Below are 21,503 nucleotides of genomic sequence, written 5' to 3' on the forward strand. Positions count from 1 at the left end.
GGGCTACCTCACCCCACTCGAGACCCGACAACGACACCAGCAGGGTCACGCCTTGGCGGCGTAAACGGACAGTGTCCAACTGCAGGGTGGAACTTCAAGGTCACCGTCGTGCCCGCCTTGACCGTCAGGCTGGCTGGTGCGAACGCGAAGTTCTGGATCGTCACCGTGTTCCTGGTCGCCGGTGCCGTTGTGGCCGGAGGGCTTGCCGGTGTGCTCGTGTTGGGCATCGCCGGGGCGCTCGGGGCGGAGCTTGAGGTACCGCCGGAACCGGTCGAGGAGGGATGCGGTGATCCGCCGCAGGCGCTGAGCAGCACCAGCGTGCTCGCGGTGGCAACGGCCAGGCCGGCTGCCACCAGGGCCCGTCGGGGTGAGGGAACGGAGTTCGGGTGCACGGTGTGTGCCTCTCTGCTGGTCAGCCCGCGATAGGGGCGGGTGGGGGTCGGTCATCCGGTCGGTGTTCCGCGCGGGGACCCGGCGTCGAGGACGTGCACGGCATTCAGGTCAACGCGGCCGCCGTGCTGTTGTGCGTGGATGGCGGATGCGGGGGCGCCGGTTGCGACGGCGTAGTCGCTGTGTGTGATGGCGGGCGCGCCGGGCAGGAGGCGGGCGGTGCATCCGCTGTGCTCGTGGAGCGCCTCGTGGAGCCGTGGCACGTGGTCGGGTCGCGTGACCGGCCGCGCGGTGGGGGAGGTCCCGAGGGGCGGCGGAGCCATCTCGGTCATCTCGGCTCACTCCTTGCGGGACGGGGGAGGCTCGGGGATGGGTGCTCGTCTGGTTCCACGGGTGCCGGGGCCGTGCGGTTCGGCGCGTAAGTACCTTTTGCGAGATTTCAGGGTTTTGTGGCATATGCGATGATCGACTTATGCCGTGGAGTCTTCGGAAACGCGGTCCATCGAGTGAGCCGGATCGCTCTGGGAACCGTGTCTCTGGTACGGGGACCATTTCCCGCGCGGACGAGGAACTGCTCCGCACGCTGTACGCGGAGCATGCCGGGCCGCTGCTTCACTTCGTCCTGCGACTGACCTCAGGAGACTGGCAATGGGCCGAGGATGTCGTGCAGGAGACACTGCTGCGGGCCTGGCAGCACCCGGCGGCGTTCGACCCCGAGCGCGGACCGGCCCGGGCCTGGCTGTGCGCGGTCGCCCGGAACCTGGTCATCGACGCCCGCCGGGCCCGCGGGGCCAGGCCGACCGAGGTCGATGGGGAGGTGCTGGAACGGGTCGCGGAGCAGGCGCCCGGAGAAGACGAGATCGAGCAAGCGCTGCAGAGCTGGGCGGTGGCCGAGGCCATCCGGACCCTCTCCCTGGAGCACCGGGCCGTGCTGCTGGAGACGTACTACAGGGGCCGGACGATGGTCGAGGCCGCGCAGGTGCTCGGCGTTCCGGTGGGCACCGTGAAGTCGCGCACGTACTACGCCTTGAAGGCGCTGCGGCTGGCGCTGCAGGAACGGGGCATCGAGCCGTGACAGCGGCGTGGAGGAGGTGCGGACCATGAACGGCGACCGTGACGCCATCCGGCTCTCCCTGGGCGGATACGTGCTGGGAACGCTGTCCCCGAGGGAGACGGAGCAGGTGCGTGCCCACCTCGCGGAATGCGCCGAGTGCCAGGCCGAGCATGCCGAACTGGCTGGGCTGCCCGCGCTACTCGCGACGGTCAGCGAGACCGAGGCCGCAGGCGAGGCAGCGCCCGCGCCCAGCGAGGAGCTGGCCGACCGGTTGGTACGACGGGCCGCCGCAAGCACGCGAGCGCAGCCGGAGCAGCCTGCGGCCGCTGCCGTGCCGGGGGCACCGCGGCGAACCGAGCGAGCCCGACTCGACCGGCTGCTCCAGCAGGCCGCGTCCCGACGTCGTACCGCCGTGCGGAGGCAACTGGTCGGGCTCGCAGCCGCCACGACGCTCATCGCCGCGGCAGCCTCGGGCGGTACGTGGCTGGCTACCGTCGCGTCCACGAGCAGCCAGGTCGCGCAGCCCGCCGCGACGTCACCGGCCCCGGTCCGCACCTTCTCCGGAACCGACCCCACCACCGGCGTGTCCGCCACGGTCGAGGTCTCGCCCGCTGCCTGGGGCAGCGCCCTGCAGGTCTCGGCGAAGGGAGCGCCCCCCGGGATCACCTGCAGCCTGCAAGCGGTCGGGATCACGGGCACCACAGCGACCGCCGCCACCTGGCAGGCCGGCGAGTACCCGGGTGACGCCAAGATTTCCGGGACCGTACCCATGTCCCCAGGAACGATCAGTCACTTCGACATCTACGCCGGCAACGGCCAGAAGCTGCTCACCATCCCGGCGTGAGGCCCCAGCCGCCCGGTCGGCTCCTCAGAGCCGGCAGCCCGCCAAGGCCGGCACGGGCTGGCCGGACGAGCGGGGCAGGTCATGCCGCGCGGCGCGACGTTCACCGCGGGACGGGGAGGCAGATTCGGGCGACGGCGGTCATCCCCGCCCCCATCGCCGACCGCGCCGGGTTCGAAGGTCATGACGTGCTCATCGCGGTCGCCATGTGAGCGACGCGCTCACATGGCGACCGAAGCCTCAACTGGGTTCGGTCACGCCGACCACTGAAGGCAGGCGTGGACTTCGCGACCCTCCGGAGCCTGGCGGACCTCGGTCGATTGTGCGAGGAACCCGACGATGCCGTTGCCACGGCCGTGTTCGTCCGGGGCGATGTCATGACTGGGGCGGTCTACGCCAGCTCCGGAGTCGACGACCACGATGTGCAGCACGTGGTGGTCGAGGACCAGCTGCAGCGTCATGCACTCGTGGCCGTACCGGGCGGCATTGGCGGCGAGTTCGTCGACGATGAGAACGGCGGAGTCCCGCTTGTCCCGGGGAATGCTCCAGCTGTCCAGCAGCTCCGCCGTGAAGTGACGGGCGGCGGAGACGAGTGCTTCCTGCGCCGGCAACGTGAGCAGCGCCTGGTGACGGCAGCAGCCTCGCGCAGGCAGCGCGCCCGTAATGGGTGCGAACCGGGGACGCTGCGGGCTTCGGCGTGTGGCGTGGAGCCGAGCGTTGCGGCCGCGGCGGGAGTCTGCGGGGAGTAGCTGGGTCATCTCAACTCACTCCTTGCGGCTGGGAGGGGAAGGGGAGGAGATCTCGTGAATACCAGCGCTTGTCTACTTTCACGTGCGAAGGCGCCGTGCGGTTCGGCCCGTTCATGCCTCCGGAGTTCGCCGGTTGGGGGGCACACGGCGCTCAGCGGAGCCGTGACCTGCGGCGACCTCAAGGGTCGACGGGTGCCTACGAGGCGTCCGGGCGGCTCGGGCGATGGTGCTGGGCGATCATGATGGTGGCGACGGTGTGCCTCGGGGCGTGGAGGCCGGTGTTGGGTAGGTCGAGCTCGGCGCTGCGCTTGCGGACCTGGTCGAGGACCCACTGGGACCGCAGCGGCGAGCCGTCGGCGCGACCGACGACCAGGCCCTCCAGAGGCCACTCCGGGTGGCCGAGCTGTCGCTGCAGCACGGCGAGTTGCTGTCGGAGCACCCGGGTCTCTGCGTTCCAGGTCGCTCATCGCATATGCCAAAAATCTACGAAATCTCGCAAAAGGTGCTTACGCACCGAACCGCACAGCCCCCGGAACCGTGGAACCTGACGAGCACCGATCCCCGGGAACCCCTCCTTCCCCCATCCGGCAAGGAGTGAGCCGAGATGACCGAGATGGTTCCACCGCCCCTCAGGACAGCGACTGCGCCGTCGCAACCGGCGCCGCCCGCGTCCAGCCACCGGCGCACGCCCCGTTCACTGGGCTCCGCTACGCCACCGACCCGCTGCTCAGCCGACACCCCCACATCGGCCCATCCGCGCACGGCAGCACGACGCGCTGACCCAGAAGCCATGCACGTCTTCAACGCCGGGGCCCGGCACGGAAAACATCAACCGAATGACCGACCCCACCCGGCCCGCCTCGCGGGCTGATCAGTAGAGAGCACACACCCATGTACCTGAACTCCCCGGTCCGCAGCGGCCCGAGTGATGCACCCGAGTGGTCCAAGCGTTGCCACCTGTTGCCACGGCCCGCCACCAGCGAGAAGGAGCCACCGAAATGAGTGGAAAGCAGAAGACACTCGCCGTCCTGATCGGAACCGTGCTGGCAGCCGGACTCACCAGCCCGGCTTTCGGGGCCACCGCCACCGCCGCCCAGTCACCGGCCACGAGCACCGCCGCTGCGGGGTCCGGCAGGTCGGTCGTGGCGTGGAACCGCGAACTCATCGGCATCCTGAGCGATCCCAAGGCCCAACCGGCCACCGTCCACCCCACGCGGAGCTTCGCGCTGCTCCAGGCCGCCGAGTACGACGCGGTGGTATCGATCACCCAGTCGGACCCCCCGTACGTGTTCTCGGTGCCGGCACCTCAGGATGCGCGTGCGGACGCCGCGGCGGACCAGGCAGCCCACGACGTGCTGGCCGCCCTGTACCCCACCAAGCGCGCAAGCGTGGACCAGCGGCTGAGCAGCCAGATGTCCGCGATCGCCAACGGCGCCGGCAAGCAGGCGGGCATCGGCGTGGGAGCAGCGGTCGCGCGCCAACTGATCAGCCTGCGGTCCACTGACGGGTCCTCAACCAAGCCGCCGCAGTTCACCGCTGGCAGCCTGCCCGGCGACTACCGGCCCACACCGCCCGCCTTCCCCGCACCGGTGTTCAGCAACTGGGGCTCGGTCAAGCCGTTCGTGCTGACCAGCGGGAGCCAGTTCCGCCCGGCGGCGCCGCCGGCCGTGAGCACCGCCACGTACGCGTCCGCCCTGAACGAGGTCAAGGGCCTGGGCAGCAAGACCAGTACCACCCGTACCCCCGATCAGACCGCGGCCGCGAAGTTCTGGGCGGCGGCGCCCGTCTGGAACGTCTGGAACCAGGTCGCGCAGGGCCTGGTCACCTCCCAGAACGCGAGCCTGGCGCAGGCGGTGAAGGTCTTCGCCCACCTCGACCTGTCGCTCGCCGACACCGCGATCGCGATGTACGACGCCAAGTACGCCTACCACGTGTGGCGGCCGGTGACCGCGATCCGGCTCGGCGACACGCACTACAACCCGGGCATCGTCGGCGATCCCAACTGGACCCCGCTGCTGCCGACCGCCCCGGATCCGTCCTACCCCGGCGCTCACGGCGCTCTCAGCCAGGCCGCGGCGACGACGCTCACCGGGCTCTACGGCACTCAGCACCGGATCACGGTGACGTCGAAGGGCGTCTCCCGAACCTTCGCCGGCTTCCAGGACGCCGCCACCGAAGCCTGGCTCAGCCGGATCTGGTCCGGCCAGCACACCGCCATCGACAACCAGTCCGGCCAGCAACTCGGCACGCAGGTAGCCGATTTCGTGGCGCACCACCTCTGACCGTCCGTGCGGCGTCAGGGCGCCGTGACCAGGAGCCGGCTGTACCCGACACGTCGGGTACAGCCGGCCGCCGATACGCGCGTAGCTGGGGCCTGGCTAGTGGACGAGGGCTTCGGGCACGGCCCACAGTCGGGTGGCGTTCTCCCGGTCCACGGCGTAGGGCGCCACGCCCGCGATGGCACCGGCTCGCTCGGGACCGTCTGTGCCTGTGCGCAGTCCTCGAAGTAGCGGCCGGTGATGCCCACGCCGGCGTCGTACCGAGTCGGTGGTTCAGCCAACCCCTCTGGAGGTCCATCGTGGCGAAGTGGAGCGAACGCAGTGCGGACGAGCAGCAGGAAGCGCGGGCGCTTCGAGCGTCGCTGGCCAGGGCCGGAATCGGTGCGTCGCTCTCCCAGATCGCCAAGGAGTGGGACGTGGCCGGCGCCTGGGCAGCCGGGAGCATTCCGCTGGAGCAACTGCTGCGGCAGACCGGGTGGACCGAGACCACCAGCAAGCCCGATCAATCACGCGAGGCGCCGGACGACCCGGCTGCGGCGAGTGAGTGCTGGATGGAACGGCGCCGCAAGTCGCGGACGTGGACGGCGTGCTGGTCGTCCGGTGCACTTGGGTCCTGCTTAATCGGGCTCATCACGCGTGCCGCGCCGACGACAAGGAACGCTTGAGCCACCTCACCGTGTCCGGCCCGAACGGCAAGGAGACGGTCAGGCTGACCCTCTCCTACTACACCCTGGACGGTGCTGGTCCCTACCACCTGATGACATGCGCAGCCTCGACATGCGCGACAACGACCTCATGTACGCGGTAGTTGCCGCCGAGACGCAGGAGTAGGGCTTGGCAGCGCCACGTCGGCAACCGCCTCCTGAGCGGTTGGCTGTCGCTCTGATTGCTTTGCGTAGCCGGCATCGGAGGCAGCAGGAGCAGCCGGCAGTCCTCTCCGTGCCACGCTTCGGATCCCCGAGTCCTGGAGTCCCTCAACTGGCCGAAGGCCAGCGAGGCCAGGGCGCGCACCGCTTCGGTTGCGTAGCCCTGGTCGGCGTACTGCGGGTTGAAGACCCAGCCGATGTCGGCCTGCCGGGCGCGCGCACTCGCGAGGGTGCGGACCACCTCGCCAACGACTGCTGACTCGTCCGCCCGGCACACGGCCAGCAGGAGCACATCGCCATCGGTCTTCCAGACGGTCCCGCAGGCTCGCGCGGCGATGGACTCGGCACAGCCCTCACGGGTGAGCGACGGGCGATAGAGGTAGCGAGCGACCTCCGGTAGGGACTGGTACGCGTACCGGTCATCAACGTCACCCGATGTGAATAGTCGCAGGATCAGCCGTTCGGCGGCGATGGTTGTACGAGTGCGGCGACTACACCGCCGCGTCGGCGACAACGTGATCGTGATCGAGTACACCGACTCCGGCATGAAGACCGCGTGCCGAGGCTGGGGAGACAGGATCAGCATCGTGCGGCGGGACGAGAAGCTCGTGCCCGCAGACAGCGCGGGACACCTCCGCCAGACATGCGGCACGTCGTGATCCCCGAGAGCGAGGCCGTGAGGGGCGTGTGGCGCGGGACACGGGCCGCGGCCGGGGTGGGACTCGCCTTGAAGCCCGGTCCCGGCGCTCGCGAGGTGCACCACGCTGAGGCCCGAGCATCTGCCGCCGGCCGACGTGGACTCGGTCGTCGGGTGACGCCGGTCGCCATGGCGATGTCCGCTGGCTGCGCGCCGGAGCGGGCTCAGGAGTGGGTGACGTTCGCCGTGATCAGGCGGAGCAACTGCTTGGCGGTGGCGTCCTGTTCCGGGGTGAGGCCCATGGCGTCGCCGATGGCGAGCGGGACGGTGCTGGCCTTCGCGCGGAGGTCCGCACCCGCCTGCGTGAGGCGGACGGCGACGGAGCGCTCGTCGTCCGTGCGACGCTCGCGGATGACCAGGCCGCCGGCCTCGAGGCGCTTGAGGAGGGGGGAGAGCGTGCTGGACTCCAGTTGGAGTGCGGCACCCAGCTCGCGTACGGAGACGGAGTCCCGCTCCCAGAGGGTGAGCATCACCAGGTACTGGGGGTAGGTCAGGCCGAGGCTGTCCAGCAGGAGCCGGTAGCGGGCCGTGACCGCGCGCGAGGCCGCGTACAGGGCGAAGCAGAGCTGGTCATCCAGCAGGAGCGAACCCTGTGCGCTCCCGGTCGCCGCTGTCTCCATCGGTCGTGCCCTCTCAGCCTGTCGCTTGGCCCATTCCTCCCACCCTATCGTTCGAAGTACGCGCGACCATAGTGTGCACAATTGAGTAGCGCACAACTTAATCGCGCGCTACCTTATGAGTGTGCCCGCCGGACGGCGGGCGCGACGACCGTCAGGGCCGGCCCGGCCCTGACGCTGCACGCCCTGATGAGGAGCCTGGCATGACCGAGAAGATCACTGGTCCCGTCCTGGAGCCCGCCGCAGCCGCGTTCGCGCAGGCCACCGCCGAGCCGCCGTTCCTGTTCCAGCTGCCCCCGGCCGAGGGCCGCAAGGCCGTCGACGATGTCCAGTCCGGCGAAATCGCCAAGCCCGAAGTGGACGAGGAGTGGGTCACCGTCCCCGGCGGCCCCACCGGCCAGGTCCGGGCTCGGATCGTCCGGCCCGCGGGCGCCACCGGCGAGCTGCCGGTCATCGTCTACATCCACGGCGCGGGCTGGGTGTTCGGTAGCGCACACACCCACGACCGGCTGGTCCGCGAGCTCGCCGTCGGCACCGGCGCCGCCGTGGTCTTCCCCGAGTACGACCTCTCACCCGAGCACCGCTACCCGGTGGCCATCGAGCAGAACTGGACGGTCGCCCGATGGATCGTCACCGACGGCGCCGCTCACCACCTGGACTCGACCCGGATTGCCGTGGCCGGTGACTCGGTCGGCGGCAACATGAGCGCCGCCCTGACCCTGATGGCCAAGGAACGCGGCGGACTGCCGCTGCTCCAGCAGGTCCTCTTCTACCCGGTGACCGACGCCGCCTTCGACACAGGCTCCTACCGCCAGTTCGCCGAGGGCTACTTCCTGCGCCGCGACGGCATGCAGTGGTTCTGGGACCAGTACACCACCGACGAGAACCAGCGCACCGAGATCACCGCCTCCCCGCTGCGCGCCACCACCGACCAGCTCACCGGCCTGCCCCCGGCGCTGGTCATCACGGCCGAGGCCGACGTGCTCCGGGACGAGGGCGAGGCGTACGCCGACAAGCTCCGCCAGGCCGGAGTGCCCGTCACCGCCGTCCGCTACCAGGGCATCATCCACGACTTCGTGATGCTCGACGCGCTGCGCGGGACCCAGGCCGCCGAGGCCGCCATCAACCAGGCCGTCGCCACCCTGCGCACCGCGCTCGGCACCGTCTGAGCGGCCCGGACTCCGCTACCGGCCCGATCGCCGGGCGGCGGGCGGGCCCCGGCGCGGCCCGGGCATCTCCCTCGGGAGTGACGCCGCCGGGGTGATTCCCGCCCCGGCCCGCGCGCGGCAGGATGGCTCCGCCGCGTCCGGCGAACGGTCCGGCCGGTCGGGCGCTCCGAATGGGGTGAACCATGTCGAGCGGCGTGTGGGCTGCGCTGTCCGGAGGCGTTGTGATGCTGCTCTCCGGTGCGGCCGTGCGGGGTTGAGCGGGCGCCCGGCCGGAGAGTCGGGGCGTGTCGAGCGGACGGGCCTGGCTGCTCCCGGGCGGGATTCGCGCTCGTGCGGGAGGGCTGCGGCAAGGCCGCGCCGGGTCGGTGATTCAGCGGTCGGCTGCCGGTCCGCTTCCGGCAGGGCTGCCGAGTACGGAGGCCGTGTAGTCGGCCAGCCGGTGTCGCAGTTCCTCGCGGGGGACGCGCTTCTCGCCGGCCAGATGCTCGACGAGATCGGCCCGGGTGGCGGCGAGCAGCGCGTGGGCGGCGAAGTCGCTGTCGCCCGGGCCCGCGATCCGTTCCAGCAGGTCCCGGAGCAGGGCGTGCCACCGCTCGTACTGGTCGGTGCGGTAGGGGCTGTCGGCTGCGGTTCCCTCCAGGGCCAGTGCGAGGTGGCGGTTGTCGAGTTTGAAGCACAGGAGGGCGTCGAGCAGGGCAGGGACGCGTTGAAGGGGTGGGGTGGCGGGCCCGAGCGGGGGAGGGCCGTCCTCGACGGCTGCCCTGACCGGTTCGAGCCGGGCCTCGTACAGTGCGCGGATCAGGCCGGAGCGGTCGCCGAAGGCGCGGAAGAGCGTGCCCTTGCCGACGCCGGCCGCGGCCGCGATGTCGGCCATGGTGATGTCCTCGGGGCTCCGTTGGGCGAGGAGTGTGTCGGCGGCGGCGAGGGCGGCCGTGCGGTTGCGGACCGCGTCCTTGCGTGGCGCTCGCTCGGGCATGGGTCTCCTCCAGTTGCGATCCGGACCGGCGGTCCGTATCTTTCCCGGAAGAAGCGGACCGCTGGTCCGTATCGTACGGGACGGAGAACCCCATGCCCGCAACCACCTCGGCGGCGGATCTTTACCGCCACAGCCTGCGCCTGCTCCTGGAGAAGGACATTCCGGCCTGGGTCGGCCTCTGGGCCGAGCACGGCGTCATGGAGTTCCCCTTCGCTCCGCCGGGCTGGCCGCAGCGCCTGGAGGGCAGGGCGGCCATCGCCGCCTACATGCGCGACTATCCCGACCACATCGACCTGCACGACTTCCCCGACCTGCGGATCCACCAGACCACGGACCCCGGGACCATCGTGGTCGAGATGCGGGGTGTGGGCCGCCTGGTCGAGACGGGCGGGCCCTTCGAGATGACCTACATCGCCGTCGTGACCGTGCAGGACGGACGGTTCACGTCCTACCGCGACTACTGGAACCCGCTCGCCGTCAACGATCCCGGCCTGGACTTCACGAGGAGCAACGCCCGATGAACGCCGCCGCCACCCTCGTCATCGGCGCCACCGGCACCACCGGCAGCCGTACCGCCGCGCAGCTGGTCGCCGCCGGCCACCGCGTCAAGGCCGCCAGCCGTCGCGCCACCCCGCTCCCGGGCGCGCAGCCGGTCCGCTTCGACTGGTACGACCCCGCCACCTTCGCCGACGCCGTCTCCGGTGCCGACCGTGTCTATCTCGTGCCGCCCGTGGGCGACCCGGACCCGGCCGCGGTCATGGTGCCGTTCCTCCGGCAGGCCCGGGAAGCCGGCGTGCGGCGCGCCGTACTGCTCAGCTCCTCCGCCGTCCCCGAAGGGGGCCCGGCGGTGGGAGTGGTGCACCGGGCCCTGCCCGGTCTGTTCGACCAGTGGGCGGTGCTGCGGCCCTCCTGGTTCATGCAGAACTTCACTGGAGCGCACCTGCATGCCGACAGCATCCGGGGGGATGGCGTCATCCTGACCGCGGCCGGGTCGGGCCGGGTCGGATTCGTCGACGCCGACGACATCGCCGCCGTCGCCGTCCACGCACTGACCGGGGACCGCGCGCCCGACACCGACCTCGTCCTGACCGGACCGGAGACGCTCAGCCACGACGATGTCGCCGTGATCCTCACCGAGGTCACCGGCCGCCCCGTGCTCCACCGCCACCTCTCGCACGAGGACATGCGCGAGCGCCTGGCGGCGATGATGTCGCCGAAGTTCGTGGCGCTGCTGGCCGGCATGGACCGCGCCATCGCCGAGGGGGCCGAGGACCGCATCACCGACACGGTCGAGCGCCTCACCGGCCGCCCACCGCACAGCTTCCGGGAGGTCGCCCGGAGGGAGCTCACCGACGCCCGGTGACGTGGTCCCCGGACTGGACGCCTCGGTCCTGAAGCCGGACCGGCACGGGGTGCCGACGGAGCGTCGTGCCCCGGAGAGGCTCAATTCACTGCGCAGATAGGCGGCTGGGCGGCGTCGGGGGCGGGTGTCCCAGCGGTGGGTGGTCCAGGCTCGGCGGATCAGACTCCGGACGGTGATGACGGTGTCGGCGAGGTCGAAGAAGGCCTCGATGACGCTGGTTCGGCGCTCGTAGCAGCGGGCGAGGCGGTGGAAGGCGTTCTGCCAGGCGTGGGTGCGCTCGACATGCCATCGCCGGGTGGCCTGGACCGGCGCCTTGGTCCCCTTGCGCGCGATCTGACCGCACAGCTTCCGCTCGTCGAGCACGGCACGGGACTTGTCCGAGTCGTAGCCGGCGTCGAGGTGGACGGTGATCTCGTCGGGCAGCGGCCCAAGTCCCTCCAGGAGATCGAGAGTTGGCGCCAGGAGCGGCGAGTCGTGGCGGTTGGCGCCGGCCAGGACGCGGCCGAGCGGGATGCCGTAGCCATCGGTCATCCCGGACCGTTTCACGCCCTGCTTGCCCCGGTCGACGGGTGAGCGTGCGGCCGCTTCGCCGCCGCCGGGGGCCTTGGTGACGGCGCCGTCCACGGTGATCTGGTCGAGGACGAGGCCGACGACGCGGTCATAGGCCTGGAGGGCGATCTGCTTCAGGCGGGCGAACAGGCCCAGGCCGATCCACTCGTCGCGGCGGCCTCGGATCGTGGCGGCCGAGCAGGTCGAGTCCGCTGTCGCCTCGTAGGAGCAGCCGAACCGCAGGACTTGGAGCAGCTTGTCGAAGACGATCCGCTCGCTGATCCGGCGTCGGTGGCAGCCCAGCGGGTGGGCTGGATCGAACTGTGGCCGCTGCGGCAGCAGGGCGGCGAATTGGTCCCAGAGCGGTTCGGTCAACCAGAACGGCAGCACAGGCACAGGTCTCCCCAATGATCACAGAACGTCGCAACTCCATGATCAAGGAACCTGTGCCTGTCTCGTCCGCCGACTGGTCCCACCAACCGCCTATCTGCGCAGCCTCTTAATGCTGCGCAGAGTGTCGTGAGCATGCCGAATCACGAGAGGGTTTTCTGCTGCTTGTCCTACTATTGGCGCTAATGTCCAGTTTGGTTCGGCCGGTGCGAGCGTCTTGCACTGTCATGAATGGATCCAAAACCCGTCAACTAGTCAGATTTTGGTAAAAGTACGGTAGTTCTGAGCCGTTGACGCGCGTAGACTCCCACCGTACCTGTCCGGCGTTGTGGCCGGACCCGATTACACCTACGGAGCCCCCCTCATATGGACACCCTGTCCACCGCCGACTCCGACGGCGCCATCGAGACCCGAGGTATCGAGCCTGTACCGGACGGTGAGCGGCACGGCCGCGTCCGCGAGCTCTTCCCGACCTGGGTCGCGGCCAACATCAGTGTGCTGCTGCTCACCATGGGCGCCGCCCTGGTGGTCTTCAACCAGCTGAACTTCTGGCAGGTCCTGATCGTCGCCGCCTGCGCCGCGGTCGCATCGTTCGGCATGGTCGGATTGCTGTCGGTCTCCGGTAAGTGGGGTGGCGCGCCCGGCGCGATGCTCTCCCGTGCGACCTTCGGTGCGCGCGGCAACCTCTTCCCGGGCTCGATCCTGTGGGTGGCCCGTTTCGGCTGGGAGACGATCAATGCGGTCACCGGTGCCTACGCCGTGCTGACCGTCCTCGACCTGCTCTTCGGCATCAAGAGCAACACCGTGCTCATCGTGGTGACGCTGTTCCTCTTCGTCGCCAGCACCTTCCTGGTGAGCGGCATGGGCCGCAAGGCGCTGAACGTGTGCAACAAGTGGTCGACCTACCTGTTCGGCGTCTTCAGCATCATGGTGCTCGGCTACCTGGTCGCCAACGTGCACTGGAACGAGGTCTTCGCCAAGCCGGCCGGCACCACCGCGATGATGATCGCCGGTATCGGCACCATCGCGGCCGGCGGCATCAGCTGGGTGCCCACCGGCCCCGACTTCGCGCGCTACCTGCCGCACAAGGCCTCCGGTAAGAAGATCGTCGGTGTGACGGTCTCCGGCGCAGGCATCGTGGTGGTCCCGATGGTGCTGATGGGCGGCGTCATGGCGGTCTCCACCCCGGACCTGGCCAAGGCGCAGGACCCGGTCTCCTTCCTCGGCGACATCCTGCCGACCTGGCTCGCCGTGCCGTACCTGATCACCGCGATCGTGGGCATGCTGCTGATCAACAGCCTGTCGATGTACTCGGCCGGCTTCACCGCGCAGACCATGGGCGTGAAGCTGCCGCGTGCCATGGCGGTGAGCATCAATGCGGTGATCTCCCTGGTCGGCGGTCTGATGCTGATGCTGGTGGCGAGCAGCTTCCTCGGCTCCTTCATCACCTTCCTGGTCCTGCTCGCGGTCTCCTTCTCCGCCTGGATCGGCGTCTACTCGGTCGACATGCTGCGCCGCCGCTCGCGCAAGGTGCGCTACGACGCCGAGGGCCTGATGGACACCACTCCCAGCAGCCGCTACTGGTACTCGGGTGGCTTCTGCTGGCAGGCGATGGTCGCCTGGGCCGTCGCGCTGATCGCGGGGCTGTGCTTCACCAAGTGCGACTGGTTCACCGGCCCGCTGGCCTCCACTCCGGTCGGTGAGTACGGCCTCAGCTGGGCCGCCACCATCGCCATCTCGGCGCTGCTCATGGCCGTCCTCCCGACTCCGCGGGAGAACACCCCGGCCCCGGTCGAGCCGGCCGCCGCCGAGGCCGCAGTCGAGGAGCGCGAGACCGCGACCGTCTGACGGATCACGGCTCCCGCAGGAACGCGGAGGTCCCCCACACCGTGCACACGGCGTGGGGGACCTCCGCGCTCCTGCGGGTGGCCCCTACGTGTCGGCCCTGTTCTCGTATAGCTACGGCCAACGGACAAGTAGCTCTCTGTAGCTGACCCAGAGGACGTGTGTCCCGGGTTCGGCTGTTTCCGCCTCTTTGGTGATGTGCCTGCGTCACCTTGGTCGCGTTCGTGCGATGGAGGAGGAGCTGAGCGTGCGGCAGGACTGGGAGCCGGAGGACCTGATCGAGGTCTGGACGCTGCTCGAAGACGACATGAAGCGGCTGCGGAACAAGTCCGGGGCGAACCGGCTGGGCTTCGCGATGCTGCTGAAGTTCTTCGAGGTGGAGGCGAGGTTCCCGGAGGTCGCCGCGGAGGTCCCGACCGTCGCGGTGGCGTACGTTGCCCAGCAGGTGAAGGTGCCGGTAGAGGAGTGGGTGTCCTACGACTGGCAGGGCAAGGCGATCCAGCGTCACCGGGGTGAGATCCGCGACGCCTTCGGGTTCCGGGCGGGCACCGAGGAGGACCAGGAGCGGCTGGCCGAGTGGCTGACCGCCGAGCTGTGTCCGGTGGAACTGTCCCGGGATCGCCTGGCCGAGGCGGTGGTGGCCCGGTGCCGCAACGACCTCATCGAGCCTCCGGCCCCGGGGCAGATCCGGCGCCTGAAGGGGTGGCCGGGGGCGGCCGGTCGTTCTTCACCGAGCTGAAGACGGACCCCGGGGCGCCGGGCCTGGAGAGCCTGCTGGCGGAGGTCAACAAGCTCCAGCGGGTGCGGAGGCTGGAGTTGCCGGAGGACCTGTTCGCGGACGTGTCGGAGAAGCTGGTGGACGCCTGGCGGGCCCGGGCGTCCAAGGAGTACCCGGCGAACGTGCAGCGGATGAAGCCGCCGACGCGCCTGACGCTGCTGGCGACGCTGTGCCACGTGCGGCAGAGCGAGATCACCGACTCGCTGGTGGACCTGTTCATCCAGCTGGTGCTGCGGATCAACACCCGGGCGGAGAAGCGGGTCGACAAGGAGTTCACCAACGACCTGAAGAAGGTCCGGGGCAAGGACGCGATGCTGCTGCGGGTCGCGGAGGCCGCGCTGGCGGAGCCAGCCGGGACGGTGCGCCGGGTGATCTACCCGGCGGTCGGCGGGGAGAGGACGTTGAAGGCGCTGGCGGCGGAGGCCGCGGCGAACGAGGCCCGGTACAAGGCGCGTATCCGCACGGTGCTGCGGTCCTCGTACTCGGCGCACTGGCGCAGGATGCTGTCGCCGCTGCTGCGGGCGCTGACGTTGAAGTGCAACAACACCGCGTACCGGCCGGTGATGGACGCGATTGGCCTGCTGGAGCGGTACCTCGAACAGCCGCTGAAGGAGGGCGCGTTCTTCGACCCGGCCGAGACGGTGCCGCTGGAGGGGGTGGTACCCGAGCAATGGCGGGCCGCGGTGGTGGACGACAAGGACCGGGTGGAGCGCATCCCGTACGAGCTGTGCGTGCTGGTGGCTCTGCGCGACGCGCTGCGGCGCCGGGAAATCTGGGTAGTGGGGGCGAACCGGTGGCGCAACCCGGAGGACGACCTGCCGCAGGACTTCGAGGACAACCGCGACGTCCACTACGACGCGATCCGCCAGCCGCAGGACCCGGCGAAGTTCATCGACACCCTGCAGAAGAAGCTCCGCGGCTCCCTGGACCGGTTCGAGGCCGCCTTGGTGGAGGACACCACCGGCGGGGTGGCGATCACCAAGAAGCGCGGCGAGCCGTGGATCAGGGTCTCGCCCCGCCCCAAGCAGGAGGAGCCGGAGAACCTCGTCGCCGTCAAGGCCGAGATCGAACGCCGGTGGGGAACGATCGACCTCCTGGACATCCTCAAGTACGCCGAGTTCGACACGGACTTCATCGCCGAGTTCACCTCGGTGGCCACCCGCGAGAACCTGTCCAAGGACACCCTGCGGCGCCGGCTGCTGCTGGTGCTGTTCGGGCTGGGCACCAACATGGGCATCAAGCGGGTCGCGGTGACCGGCAAGCACGGCGAGAGCGAAGCGACGTTGCGGCGGGTGCGGCACCTGTTCGTGAACCGAGCCAACCTGCGCGCCGCGCTGGTGAAGCTGGTGAACGCCACCTTCGCCGCCCGCGACGAGATGTGGTGGGGCACGGGTACGGCGTGCGCCTCCGACAGCCGCAAGTTCGGCTCCTGGCCCAGCAACCTGATGACCGAGTGGCACCAGCGCTACCGGGGCCCCGGGGTGATGATCTACTGGCACGTCGAGCGGAAGTCGGTGTGCATCTACTCCCAGCTGAAGTCCTGCTCCGCGTCCGAGGTCGCTGCCATGATCGAGGGCGTGCTGCGGCACTGCACCGACATGGAGGTCGACCGGCAGTACACCGACACCCACGGCGCCTCGATCGTCGGCTTCGCGTTCGCGCACATGCTCGACTTCAAGCTGATGCCCCGTCTGAAGAACATCGGCTCCGCGAAGCTCTACCGGCCGGCGGCCGGTGAGGACGCCAACTGGCCCACCCTGGCCCCGGTGCTGTCTACCAGGACGATCGACTGGGAGCTGATCGCCCAGCAGTACGACCAGATCGTGAAGTACACCACCGCGCTCCGCCTCGGTACGGCGGAGGCCGAGCAGGTACTGCGCCGGTTCACCAAGGGCGGGCCCAAGCACCCGACCTACCGGGCGATCGAGGAGCTCGGGCGGGCGGTGCGGACGGCGTTCGTCTGCGACTACCTGGCTGACGTGGAGCTGCGGCAGGAGATCGGCGAGGGCCTGCAGGTGGTGGAGAACTGGAACTCCGCCAACAAGGACCTGTTCTACGGCAAGGACGGCGACCTGACCGGCGCGGACAAGGAGAGCCAGGAGGTCAGCATGCTCGCGCTGCACCTGCTGCAGTCCGCCCTGGTGCACGTCAACACCCTGCTGGTGCAGCAGGTGCTGGCCGAACCGAAGTGGGCCGAGCGCCTCACCGAGGCGGACCGGCGGGCCCTGTCGCCGCTGTTCTGGACACACGTGAACCCGTACGGCAGGTTCGAGCTGGACATGAACAGCCGTCTCGATCTCGGTCCCGTCGCGTCTATCCCGGGTCAGCGGACGGGTGAACCGCAGCCGGCAGCCGCCGGGTGAGGTCGGCTACCGGCTCGACGCACGAACCACGGGTACGTCAGTCGGTGTCAGTCGCGGCCAACACGGCCAGGCGCCGCCGGTCCGGTGCAAGGGCGGCCAGACCGATGTCCCAGGCCACTTGCTCGAACCACTTCGTGTCGGCACCGAAGCCGTGCCAGATGCAGTCCCGCACACGTGCTTCGACCTCGTCGGCGGTGGCGCCTTCCGGGCTTCCGGCGAGCGCGGCCAGGGACTGCCAGGCCGCCAGACGGCCGTAGGCACCGTAGGAGCCGGAGTTGTATGCCCCTCCCGTGGACGCCGCCGCGAAGAGCACTCGCCATACCTGGGCCGGCGGACGGACAGCGACCGACAGAGTGGCCTTCTTCCCCACTCCATTCAGACACTCCAGCCCCACCGTCAGGAGCGAGTTCGGGACCGATGCGACGTCCAGGGGTTCTGCGAGTTCGAAAACCCGCGCCTCGATGCGCCCGTTGGACTCTTCGGCCCAGTTCGCCACGGCCTTGGCCATGGCCGCGGCCGCGGCTTCTGTTGTCGCTTCCTCCACCGACGGCACATTCGCGCTGGCGATCACCGCCAGTTCGCGGCTCTCCCCAGGCCCGTACGGCATCGAGTGACTGCCGCCACGAAGGCTGTAGCTCGGAAGATCCGCACATCCTTCCACGTCGGACAGCGCCAGCGGCAGCCAGCCCAGAGGGTGATGACTCCAATGCGACGACGATGCCCAACCCGCGATCCCGGGAGTCTCCTCGACAGCGACGCCCCTGAGAACCAGTTCGTGGACCAGACAGGCCCGAAGCTCCTCCGAAGCGCTTCCGGTGAACGCCGCAGCCAGGTCCGTCGGCTCCTGACTGGAGGCAAGCAATGAGGCCGTGTAACGGTCCAGCTTCCTGCTGGTGACCTCCGCCGAGGAGACCAGCCGCAGCGCCTGGGCGACATTCTCGGGACCGGCGGTGGTGGACAGCAGCCGAAGCAGATGGTCGAAGACACTTCTGTACTGCCACATCTGCCCGGAGCCGTACGCCCTGGCGAGAGCGATGCCAAGGTCTGCGGGGAAGGCAGCGTCCCCCTGAGCGACACGGCCGTCGGCCACCGCCCACACGCCGGTGACGTCCTTCAGGTCCGGCAGCTCTGTCACGATCTTCTGTATCTGATCAGCCACGGCCCTGAGACTACGCGTTCTGACGCCCTGCCTCATCTCATAAACGACCCTTTCCGGGAGCAAGATCGGAAACGGCCGTCGGGGGCGGCCCGGACGCTCAATCGGTTCTCAGAACTCGTTCTCACTCAAGTGGTGATGGGGCCCTGTTCTGGGAATGGTTTGTGAGAGGATTTCGGCCGTGACGGACCCTCAGGACACCACCGCGAGCGACGCCGACGACGTCGAGCGCCACCCCTGCCCCCGCTGCCAGGTCCAACCCGGCTCGCCCTGCCGCTCGCGCTCCGGCGCGGTCGCCGGGATCTACCACACCGGCCGCTTCAAGAAGGTCGCCCGGCTCGCCAAGCTGCTGCGGGTGCCGACCCCGGCCGACCGCGGCCCCGGCCAGCCCTGGCGGCCCGGCACCCCGCCGCCGGCCGCCCCCGAGACCGGCACCCCGGGCGCGGACATCCGCATCGGGTACGCCCGCTGCAGCCACCTCACCCAGGAGCTCCAGTCGCAGCTGGACGCGCTCAGCACGCACGGCATCCCCCGGGACAAGGTCTTCTCCGAGAAGATCAGCAGCCGCGTCCGGGTTCGCCCCCAGTTCGAGGCCGCCCTCGCCCTCGCCCGCGAGATCAAATCCCACGCGCCGCACTGCCGGGTGTTGTTCACCGTGTACGAGATGAAGCGGCTCGGTCGCGACGCCGCCGAACTCACCGCACTGGCCGACCACCTCACCGCCCACGGCCTGGTCCTGGAGATGCTCGCCGGCCCGCTGCCCGGCATCTACGACCCCAGCGGCCCCGGGCGGACGCTGTTCGGGTTCTTCGCCGCCATGGCCGAGACGGAGCGCGAGAGCATCCGCGAAGCCACCCTCGAAGGACTCGACGCCGCCGCCCGCAAGGGCAAGCACGGCGGCCGGCCACCCGTCATCACCGACGACATGCTGCACACCGTGCTGCGGCGCCGGGCAGCAGGCGAGTCCGTCGAGCAGATCCGCCCCGACCTGATCATCCCCACCGGCAAGCGCAAGGGCCAGAACCCAGGCCTGGCCAGCATCTACCGGGCGCTGGCCGAGCACGAGAAGCGCCAGGCCTACCCCGAAGCCGTCGCCCAGGCCCACGCCGACTTCGCCGCTCTCCAAGCGGAAGAGATCCCCCACCCCCGGTCACTCTGAGCTACTTGTCCGTTGGCCGTAGCTATACGAGAGCAGGGCCGTGTCCTCCGACACGCGATCTTGTGCCAAGTGATCTTGACCGGCGCTAGGTTTCTGCCACTTGATCTTGAACGGCGGCGGGGAGTCGGTGGCGGTTGCCGCGTTGGCGTACGGCTGTGCCGACCTGTCGGCCGGGGTACGCGCCGACGTGATGAGCACCTTCGGCACCCACTTCGGCACGGGTGACCCCGAACGATCCCCGGACATCCTGATCACCGGCACATCCGACGCCGCGCCCGAGGTCCGAAAAGCAGCTGTGAGCGCACTCTGGAGGTCACACGAAGGACGGGTCACCGATGTCCTGGTCGCCCGCACCAGCGACTCTCGAAGTCGACGCCCGCCATGCGGGCTGAGTCGCTCGCTGCCAGCGCCTCGGCATGCATCGCGAGCGCGAACCTGCCCACCAACCCCAGTGCGCGGTCGGGATCGGCGAGCACCGACTTCCGGAACTCCGCCCGGAGCAGCCCTTCAGCCAAGTTCAGGGAGGGCGCCTGCGCGGTGTCGGCGTTCACGCCTTGCCAACGAACTGTCCGCCCATCAGGCACGGCGGGTCGTCCCGGTCCTCTGATCGGTCAAGATCACTTGTCAATCGGTCAAGATCGCCTGTCAGGGGACACGCTACGGACGGTCTCGCCCCTCGGGGCGGGTGGTGCCGGTCGAACGCGCGGGGCGCCGGCTGATCGTGTGATGGTTCTGCGATCATCTCGATGTCCCGGGTGTGCCCGGCAATGCGGAGGGGGCGGCAGGGTGTGCACCCTGCCGCCCCCGGGGGCGCTCCGGCCGGTGGGCCTACGAGGACGTGGCCTCGCGGGCCCGGCGGCCGGCCAGCCAGACGTAGACCAGGATGCCGGCGAAGAGGAACAGCACGCCCTGGTAGACGGCCGCGTAGCCGGCGCCGGCGAGCAGCCACAGGGAGAAGGCGAAGGCGCCGAGGCCGAGGACGGCGTCCCTGGTGAGGCGGCCGGGGGTCACCTTGCCGCTCTCGCCGCGGACCAGCCAGTAGAGCTGGGCGGCGGTGGAGAGGAGGTAGGGGACGGTGGCGGTGAAGGTGGTGACCAGTACCAGGATGTTGAACGCGCCCTGGGAGCCGGTGGTGAAGTTGAGGATGGTCAGCAGTGAGGCCAGTGAGACGCTGACCAGGACGCCGAAGACCGGTATCCCGCGCCGCTTGGCGGCGAAGACCGCCGGGAACAGTCCGTCCTGCGCGGCGGCGTACGGCGCCTGCGCGGCCAGTAGGGTCCAGCCGTTGAGCGCGCCGGTCATCGACACCAGCGCGGCGACCGCGATCACCGTGCCGCCCCAGGAACCGCCGAACATGTTGTCCACGGCGTCGGAGAACGGCGCGGTGGAGTGGACCAGCTTGTCGTGGGCGACCGTCCCGAACACGGCGAGGGTGCCGAGCAGGTAGACCAGCGCCGCGCCCGAGGTGCCGAGCACGCTGGCCCGGCCGACGTTGCGCTCCGGGTCGCGGACCTCGCCGGCGCTCATCGCGGCGGACTCCACGCCCAGGTAGCTGAAGAGCAGGATCGCGGCGGCGGCGGTCATGCCGCCGGCCCAGCTTTGCCCGGAGGCGTTGAAGGGGCCGAGCTTGGACGGGTCGAAGAAGCCCAGGCCGCCGATCGCGACCAGCGCGAGCGGGATGAACTTCAGCACGGTGGAGACCAACTGCACCGCGCCGACGTACCGGGTGCCGGCCAGGTTGGCCAGCGCGGGCAGCCACTGGACGGTCAGTGCGGCGCCGATGGTGAGCCACTTGGAGTGCTGGATCGGCACCAACACGTCGAGGTAGCCGACCGCGGCCACCGCGAGCGCGGCGTTGCTGACCCAGGTGGTGATCCAGTACGACCAGGCCGACAGGAAGCCGGCGAAGTCGCCGAATGCCTCGCGGGCGTAGACGTACGGCCCGCCGGTGCGCGGGTTCCGTCGGGCCAGCTGTCCGAAGACCAGGGCGAGCGCGATGGCCCCCACCGTCAGCACGACGAACGACACCAGGCTGACCGTGCCGTAGGGCGCGACGGCCGCGGGGATCATGAAGATCCCGCCGCCGATGATGTTGCCCATGACCAGGGCGGTGGCGGTCGGCAGACCGAAGCGTCCGGTTCTTCCGGTGGCCGGGGCGGGCTCCTGTGCGGGATCGGGCGTGCTCGGTGGGGCTGCCTGCCGTGGTACGGCCGGACTGGTCTGCATGAGGGTGGTGTGCCTTTCCTGGTCCTGCTCGCGCTC

The 21,503-nt window shown here is 69.9% G+C and carries 19 protein-coding genes and 2 pseudogenes; 11 read left to right on the top strand and 10 right to left on the bottom strand.

Features of this window, described 5'->3' with window-relative positions; genetic code table 11:
* Nucleotides 1-426: hypothetical protein (locus tag ABD369_RS32970; protein WP_344640288.1), on the top strand; the 426-nt coding region annotated here is incomplete at its 5' end.
* A gap of 17 nt (nucleotides 427-443) precedes the next feature.
* Here the strand turns inward: ABD369_RS32970 and ABD369_RS32975 are convergent.
* The gene (locus ABD369_RS32975) at nucleotides 444-722 is read right to left on the bottom strand and encodes a hypothetical protein (RefSeq protein WP_344640289.1); all 279 of its coding nucleotides are present in this window, start codon (nucleotides 720-722) and stop codon (nucleotides 444-446) included.
* A gap of 140 nt (nucleotides 723-862) precedes the next feature.
* Here ABD369_RS32975 and ABD369_RS32980 point away from each other — a divergent pair, with 140 nt between their 5' ends.
* Nucleotides 863-1,465 carry a sigma-70 family RNA polymerase sigma factor gene (locus ABD369_RS32980; protein ID WP_344640290.1) on the top strand — a complete coding sequence of 201 codons (603 nt, stop codon included), beginning with the start codon at nucleotides 863-865 and terminating at the stop codon, nucleotides 1,463-1,465.
* Nucleotides 1,466-1,490: 25 nt separating this feature from the next.
* The gene (locus tag ABD369_RS32985) at nucleotides 1,491-2,288 is read left to right on the top strand and encodes an anti-sigma factor family protein (RefSeq protein ID WP_344640291.1); all 798 of its coding nucleotides are present in this window, start codon (nucleotides 1,491-1,493) and stop codon (nucleotides 2,286-2,288) included.
* Nucleotides 2,289-2,539: 251 nt separating this feature from the next.
* On the opposite strand, the gene ABD369_RS32990 is transcribed toward ABD369_RS32985, so the two are convergent.
* Both ABD369_RS32990 and ABD369_RS32995 read right to left on the bottom strand, forming a co-directional pair.
* On the bottom strand, nucleotides 2,540-2,896 hold the full coding sequence (locus tag ABD369_RS32990; protein ID WP_344640292.1) for an ATP-binding protein: 357 nt from the start codon (nucleotides 2,894-2,896) through the stop codon (nucleotides 2,540-2,542).
* Between the two features lie 334 nt (nucleotides 2,897-3,230).
* Nucleotides 3,231-3,452, bottom strand: a complete 222-nt coding sequence (locus ABD369_RS32995) for a hypothetical protein (RefSeq protein ID WP_344640293.1) — start codon at nucleotides 3,450-3,452, stop codon at nucleotides 3,231-3,233.
* Nucleotides 3,453-4,032: 580 nt separating this feature from the next.
* Here ABD369_RS32995 and ABD369_RS33000 point away from each other — a divergent pair.
* Complete coding sequence (locus tag ABD369_RS33000) at nucleotides 4,033-5,316, top strand: vanadium-dependent haloperoxidase (RefSeq protein ID WP_344640294.1); 1,284 nt, start codon at nucleotides 4,033-4,035, stop codon at nucleotides 5,314-5,316.
* A 296-nt stretch (nucleotides 5,317-5,612) separates the two neighbouring features.
* A complete protein-coding gene (locus tag ABD369_RS33005) occupies nucleotides 5,613-5,978 on the top strand; it encodes a hypothetical protein (RefSeq protein WP_344640295.1) in 366 nt (121 codons plus the stop codon).
* 82 nt (nucleotides 5,979-6,060) lie between these two features.
* On the opposite strand, the gene ABD369_RS33010 is transcribed toward ABD369_RS33005, so the two are convergent.
* Together ABD369_RS33010 and ABD369_RS33015 are read right to left on the bottom strand one after the other, a co-directional pair.
* Nucleotides 6,061-6,765 (bottom strand): GNAT family N-acetyltransferase, encoded by a 705-nt coding sequence (locus tag ABD369_RS33010; RefSeq protein ID WP_344640296.1) that lies wholly within the window; start codon nucleotides 6,763-6,765, stop codon nucleotides 6,061-6,063.
* Between the two features lie 275 nt (nucleotides 6,766-7,040).
* The gene (locus tag ABD369_RS33015; protein WP_344640297.1) at nucleotides 7,041-7,496 is read right to left on the bottom strand and encodes a MarR family winged helix-turn-helix transcriptional regulator; all 456 of its coding nucleotides are present in this window, start codon (nucleotides 7,494-7,496) and stop codon (nucleotides 7,041-7,043) included.
* Between the two features lie 200 nt (nucleotides 7,497-7,696).
* On the opposite strand from ABD369_RS33015, the gene ABD369_RS33020 reads away from it, so the two are divergent.
* The gene (locus tag ABD369_RS33020; protein ID WP_344640298.1) at nucleotides 7,697-8,662 is read left to right on the top strand and encodes an alpha/beta hydrolase; all 966 of its coding nucleotides are present in this window, start codon (nucleotides 7,697-7,699) and stop codon (nucleotides 8,660-8,662) included.
* Between the two features lie 370 nt (nucleotides 8,663-9,032).
* Here ABD369_RS33020 and ABD369_RS33025 read toward each other — a convergent pair whose 3' ends face one another.
* Nucleotides 9,033-9,638, bottom strand: a complete 606-nt coding sequence (locus ABD369_RS33025) for a TetR/AcrR family transcriptional regulator (protein ID WP_344640299.1) — start codon at nucleotides 9,636-9,638, stop codon at nucleotides 9,033-9,035.
* 92 nt (nucleotides 9,639-9,730) lie between these two features.
* Between ABD369_RS33025 and ABD369_RS33030 the strand changes: the two genes are divergently transcribed.
* Both ABD369_RS33030 and ABD369_RS33035 read left to right on the top strand, forming a co-directional pair.
* Nucleotides 9,731-10,159, top strand: coding sequence for a nuclear transport factor 2 family protein (locus ABD369_RS33030; protein WP_344640300.1), 429 nt, complete (start codon nucleotides 9,731-9,733; stop codon nucleotides 10,157-10,159).
* Entirely contained in the window at nucleotides 10,156-11,001 is an 846-nt protein-coding gene (locus ABD369_RS33035; RefSeq protein WP_344640301.1) for an NAD(P)H-binding protein, read from the top strand. The genes ABD369_RS33030 and ABD369_RS33035 overlap by 4 nt, the downstream gene beginning before the upstream one ends.
* A gap of 105 nt (nucleotides 11,002-11,106) precedes the next feature.
* Here the strand turns inward: ABD369_RS33035 and ABD369_RS33040 are convergent.
* Nucleotides 11,107-11,946, bottom strand: a pseudogene (locus ABD369_RS33040) (IS5 family transposase); the annotation flags it as partial.
* Between the two features lie 360 nt (nucleotides 11,947-12,306).
* Here ABD369_RS33040 and ABD369_RS33045 point away from each other — a divergent pair.
* Together ABD369_RS33045 and ABD369_RS33050 are read left to right on the top strand one after the other, a co-directional pair.
* Entirely contained in the window at nucleotides 12,307-13,788 is a 1,482-nt protein-coding gene (locus ABD369_RS33045; protein ID WP_344640302.1) for a purine-cytosine permease family protein, read from the top strand.
* A gap of 244 nt (nucleotides 13,789-14,032) precedes the next feature.
* Nucleotides 14,033-16,926, top strand: a pseudogene (locus tag ABD369_RS33050) (Tn3 family transposase).
* Nucleotides 16,927-16,963: 37 nt separating this feature from the next.
* Here ABD369_RS33050 and ABD369_RS33055 read toward each other — a convergent pair.
* A complete protein-coding gene (locus ABD369_RS33055; protein WP_344640303.1) occupies nucleotides 16,964-18,085 on the bottom strand; it encodes a DUF6183 family protein in 1,122 nt (373 codons plus the stop codon).
* A 178-nt stretch (nucleotides 18,086-18,263) separates the two neighbouring features.
* Between ABD369_RS33055 and ABD369_RS33060 the strand changes: the two genes are divergently transcribed.
* Complete coding sequence (locus ABD369_RS33060; RefSeq protein WP_344640304.1) at nucleotides 18,264-19,241, top strand: recombinase family protein; 978 nt, start codon at nucleotides 18,264-18,266, stop codon at nucleotides 19,239-19,241.
* Between the two features lie 329 nt (nucleotides 19,242-19,570).
* Here the strand turns inward: ABD369_RS33060 and ABD369_RS33065 are convergent, their stop codons facing one another.
* Together ABD369_RS33065 and ABD369_RS33070 are read right to left on the bottom strand one after the other, a co-directional pair.
* Nucleotides 19,571-19,792 carry a hypothetical protein gene (locus ABD369_RS33065; RefSeq protein WP_344640305.1) on the bottom strand — a complete coding sequence of 74 codons (222 nt, stop codon included), beginning with the start codon at nucleotides 19,790-19,792 and terminating at the stop codon, nucleotides 19,571-19,573.
* 277 nt (nucleotides 19,793-20,069) lie between these two features.
* Nucleotides 20,070-21,467, bottom strand: coding sequence for an amino acid permease (locus ABD369_RS33070; protein ID WP_344640331.1), 1,398 nt, complete (start codon nucleotides 21,465-21,467; stop codon nucleotides 20,070-20,072).
* Nucleotides 21,468-21,503: the final 36 nt, after the last annotated feature.

This window comes from Kitasatospora cystarginea (assembly GCF_039533515.1).
Classification (GTDB): Bacteria; Actinomycetota; Actinomycetes; order Streptomycetales; family Streptomycetaceae; genus Kitasatospora; species Kitasatospora cystarginea.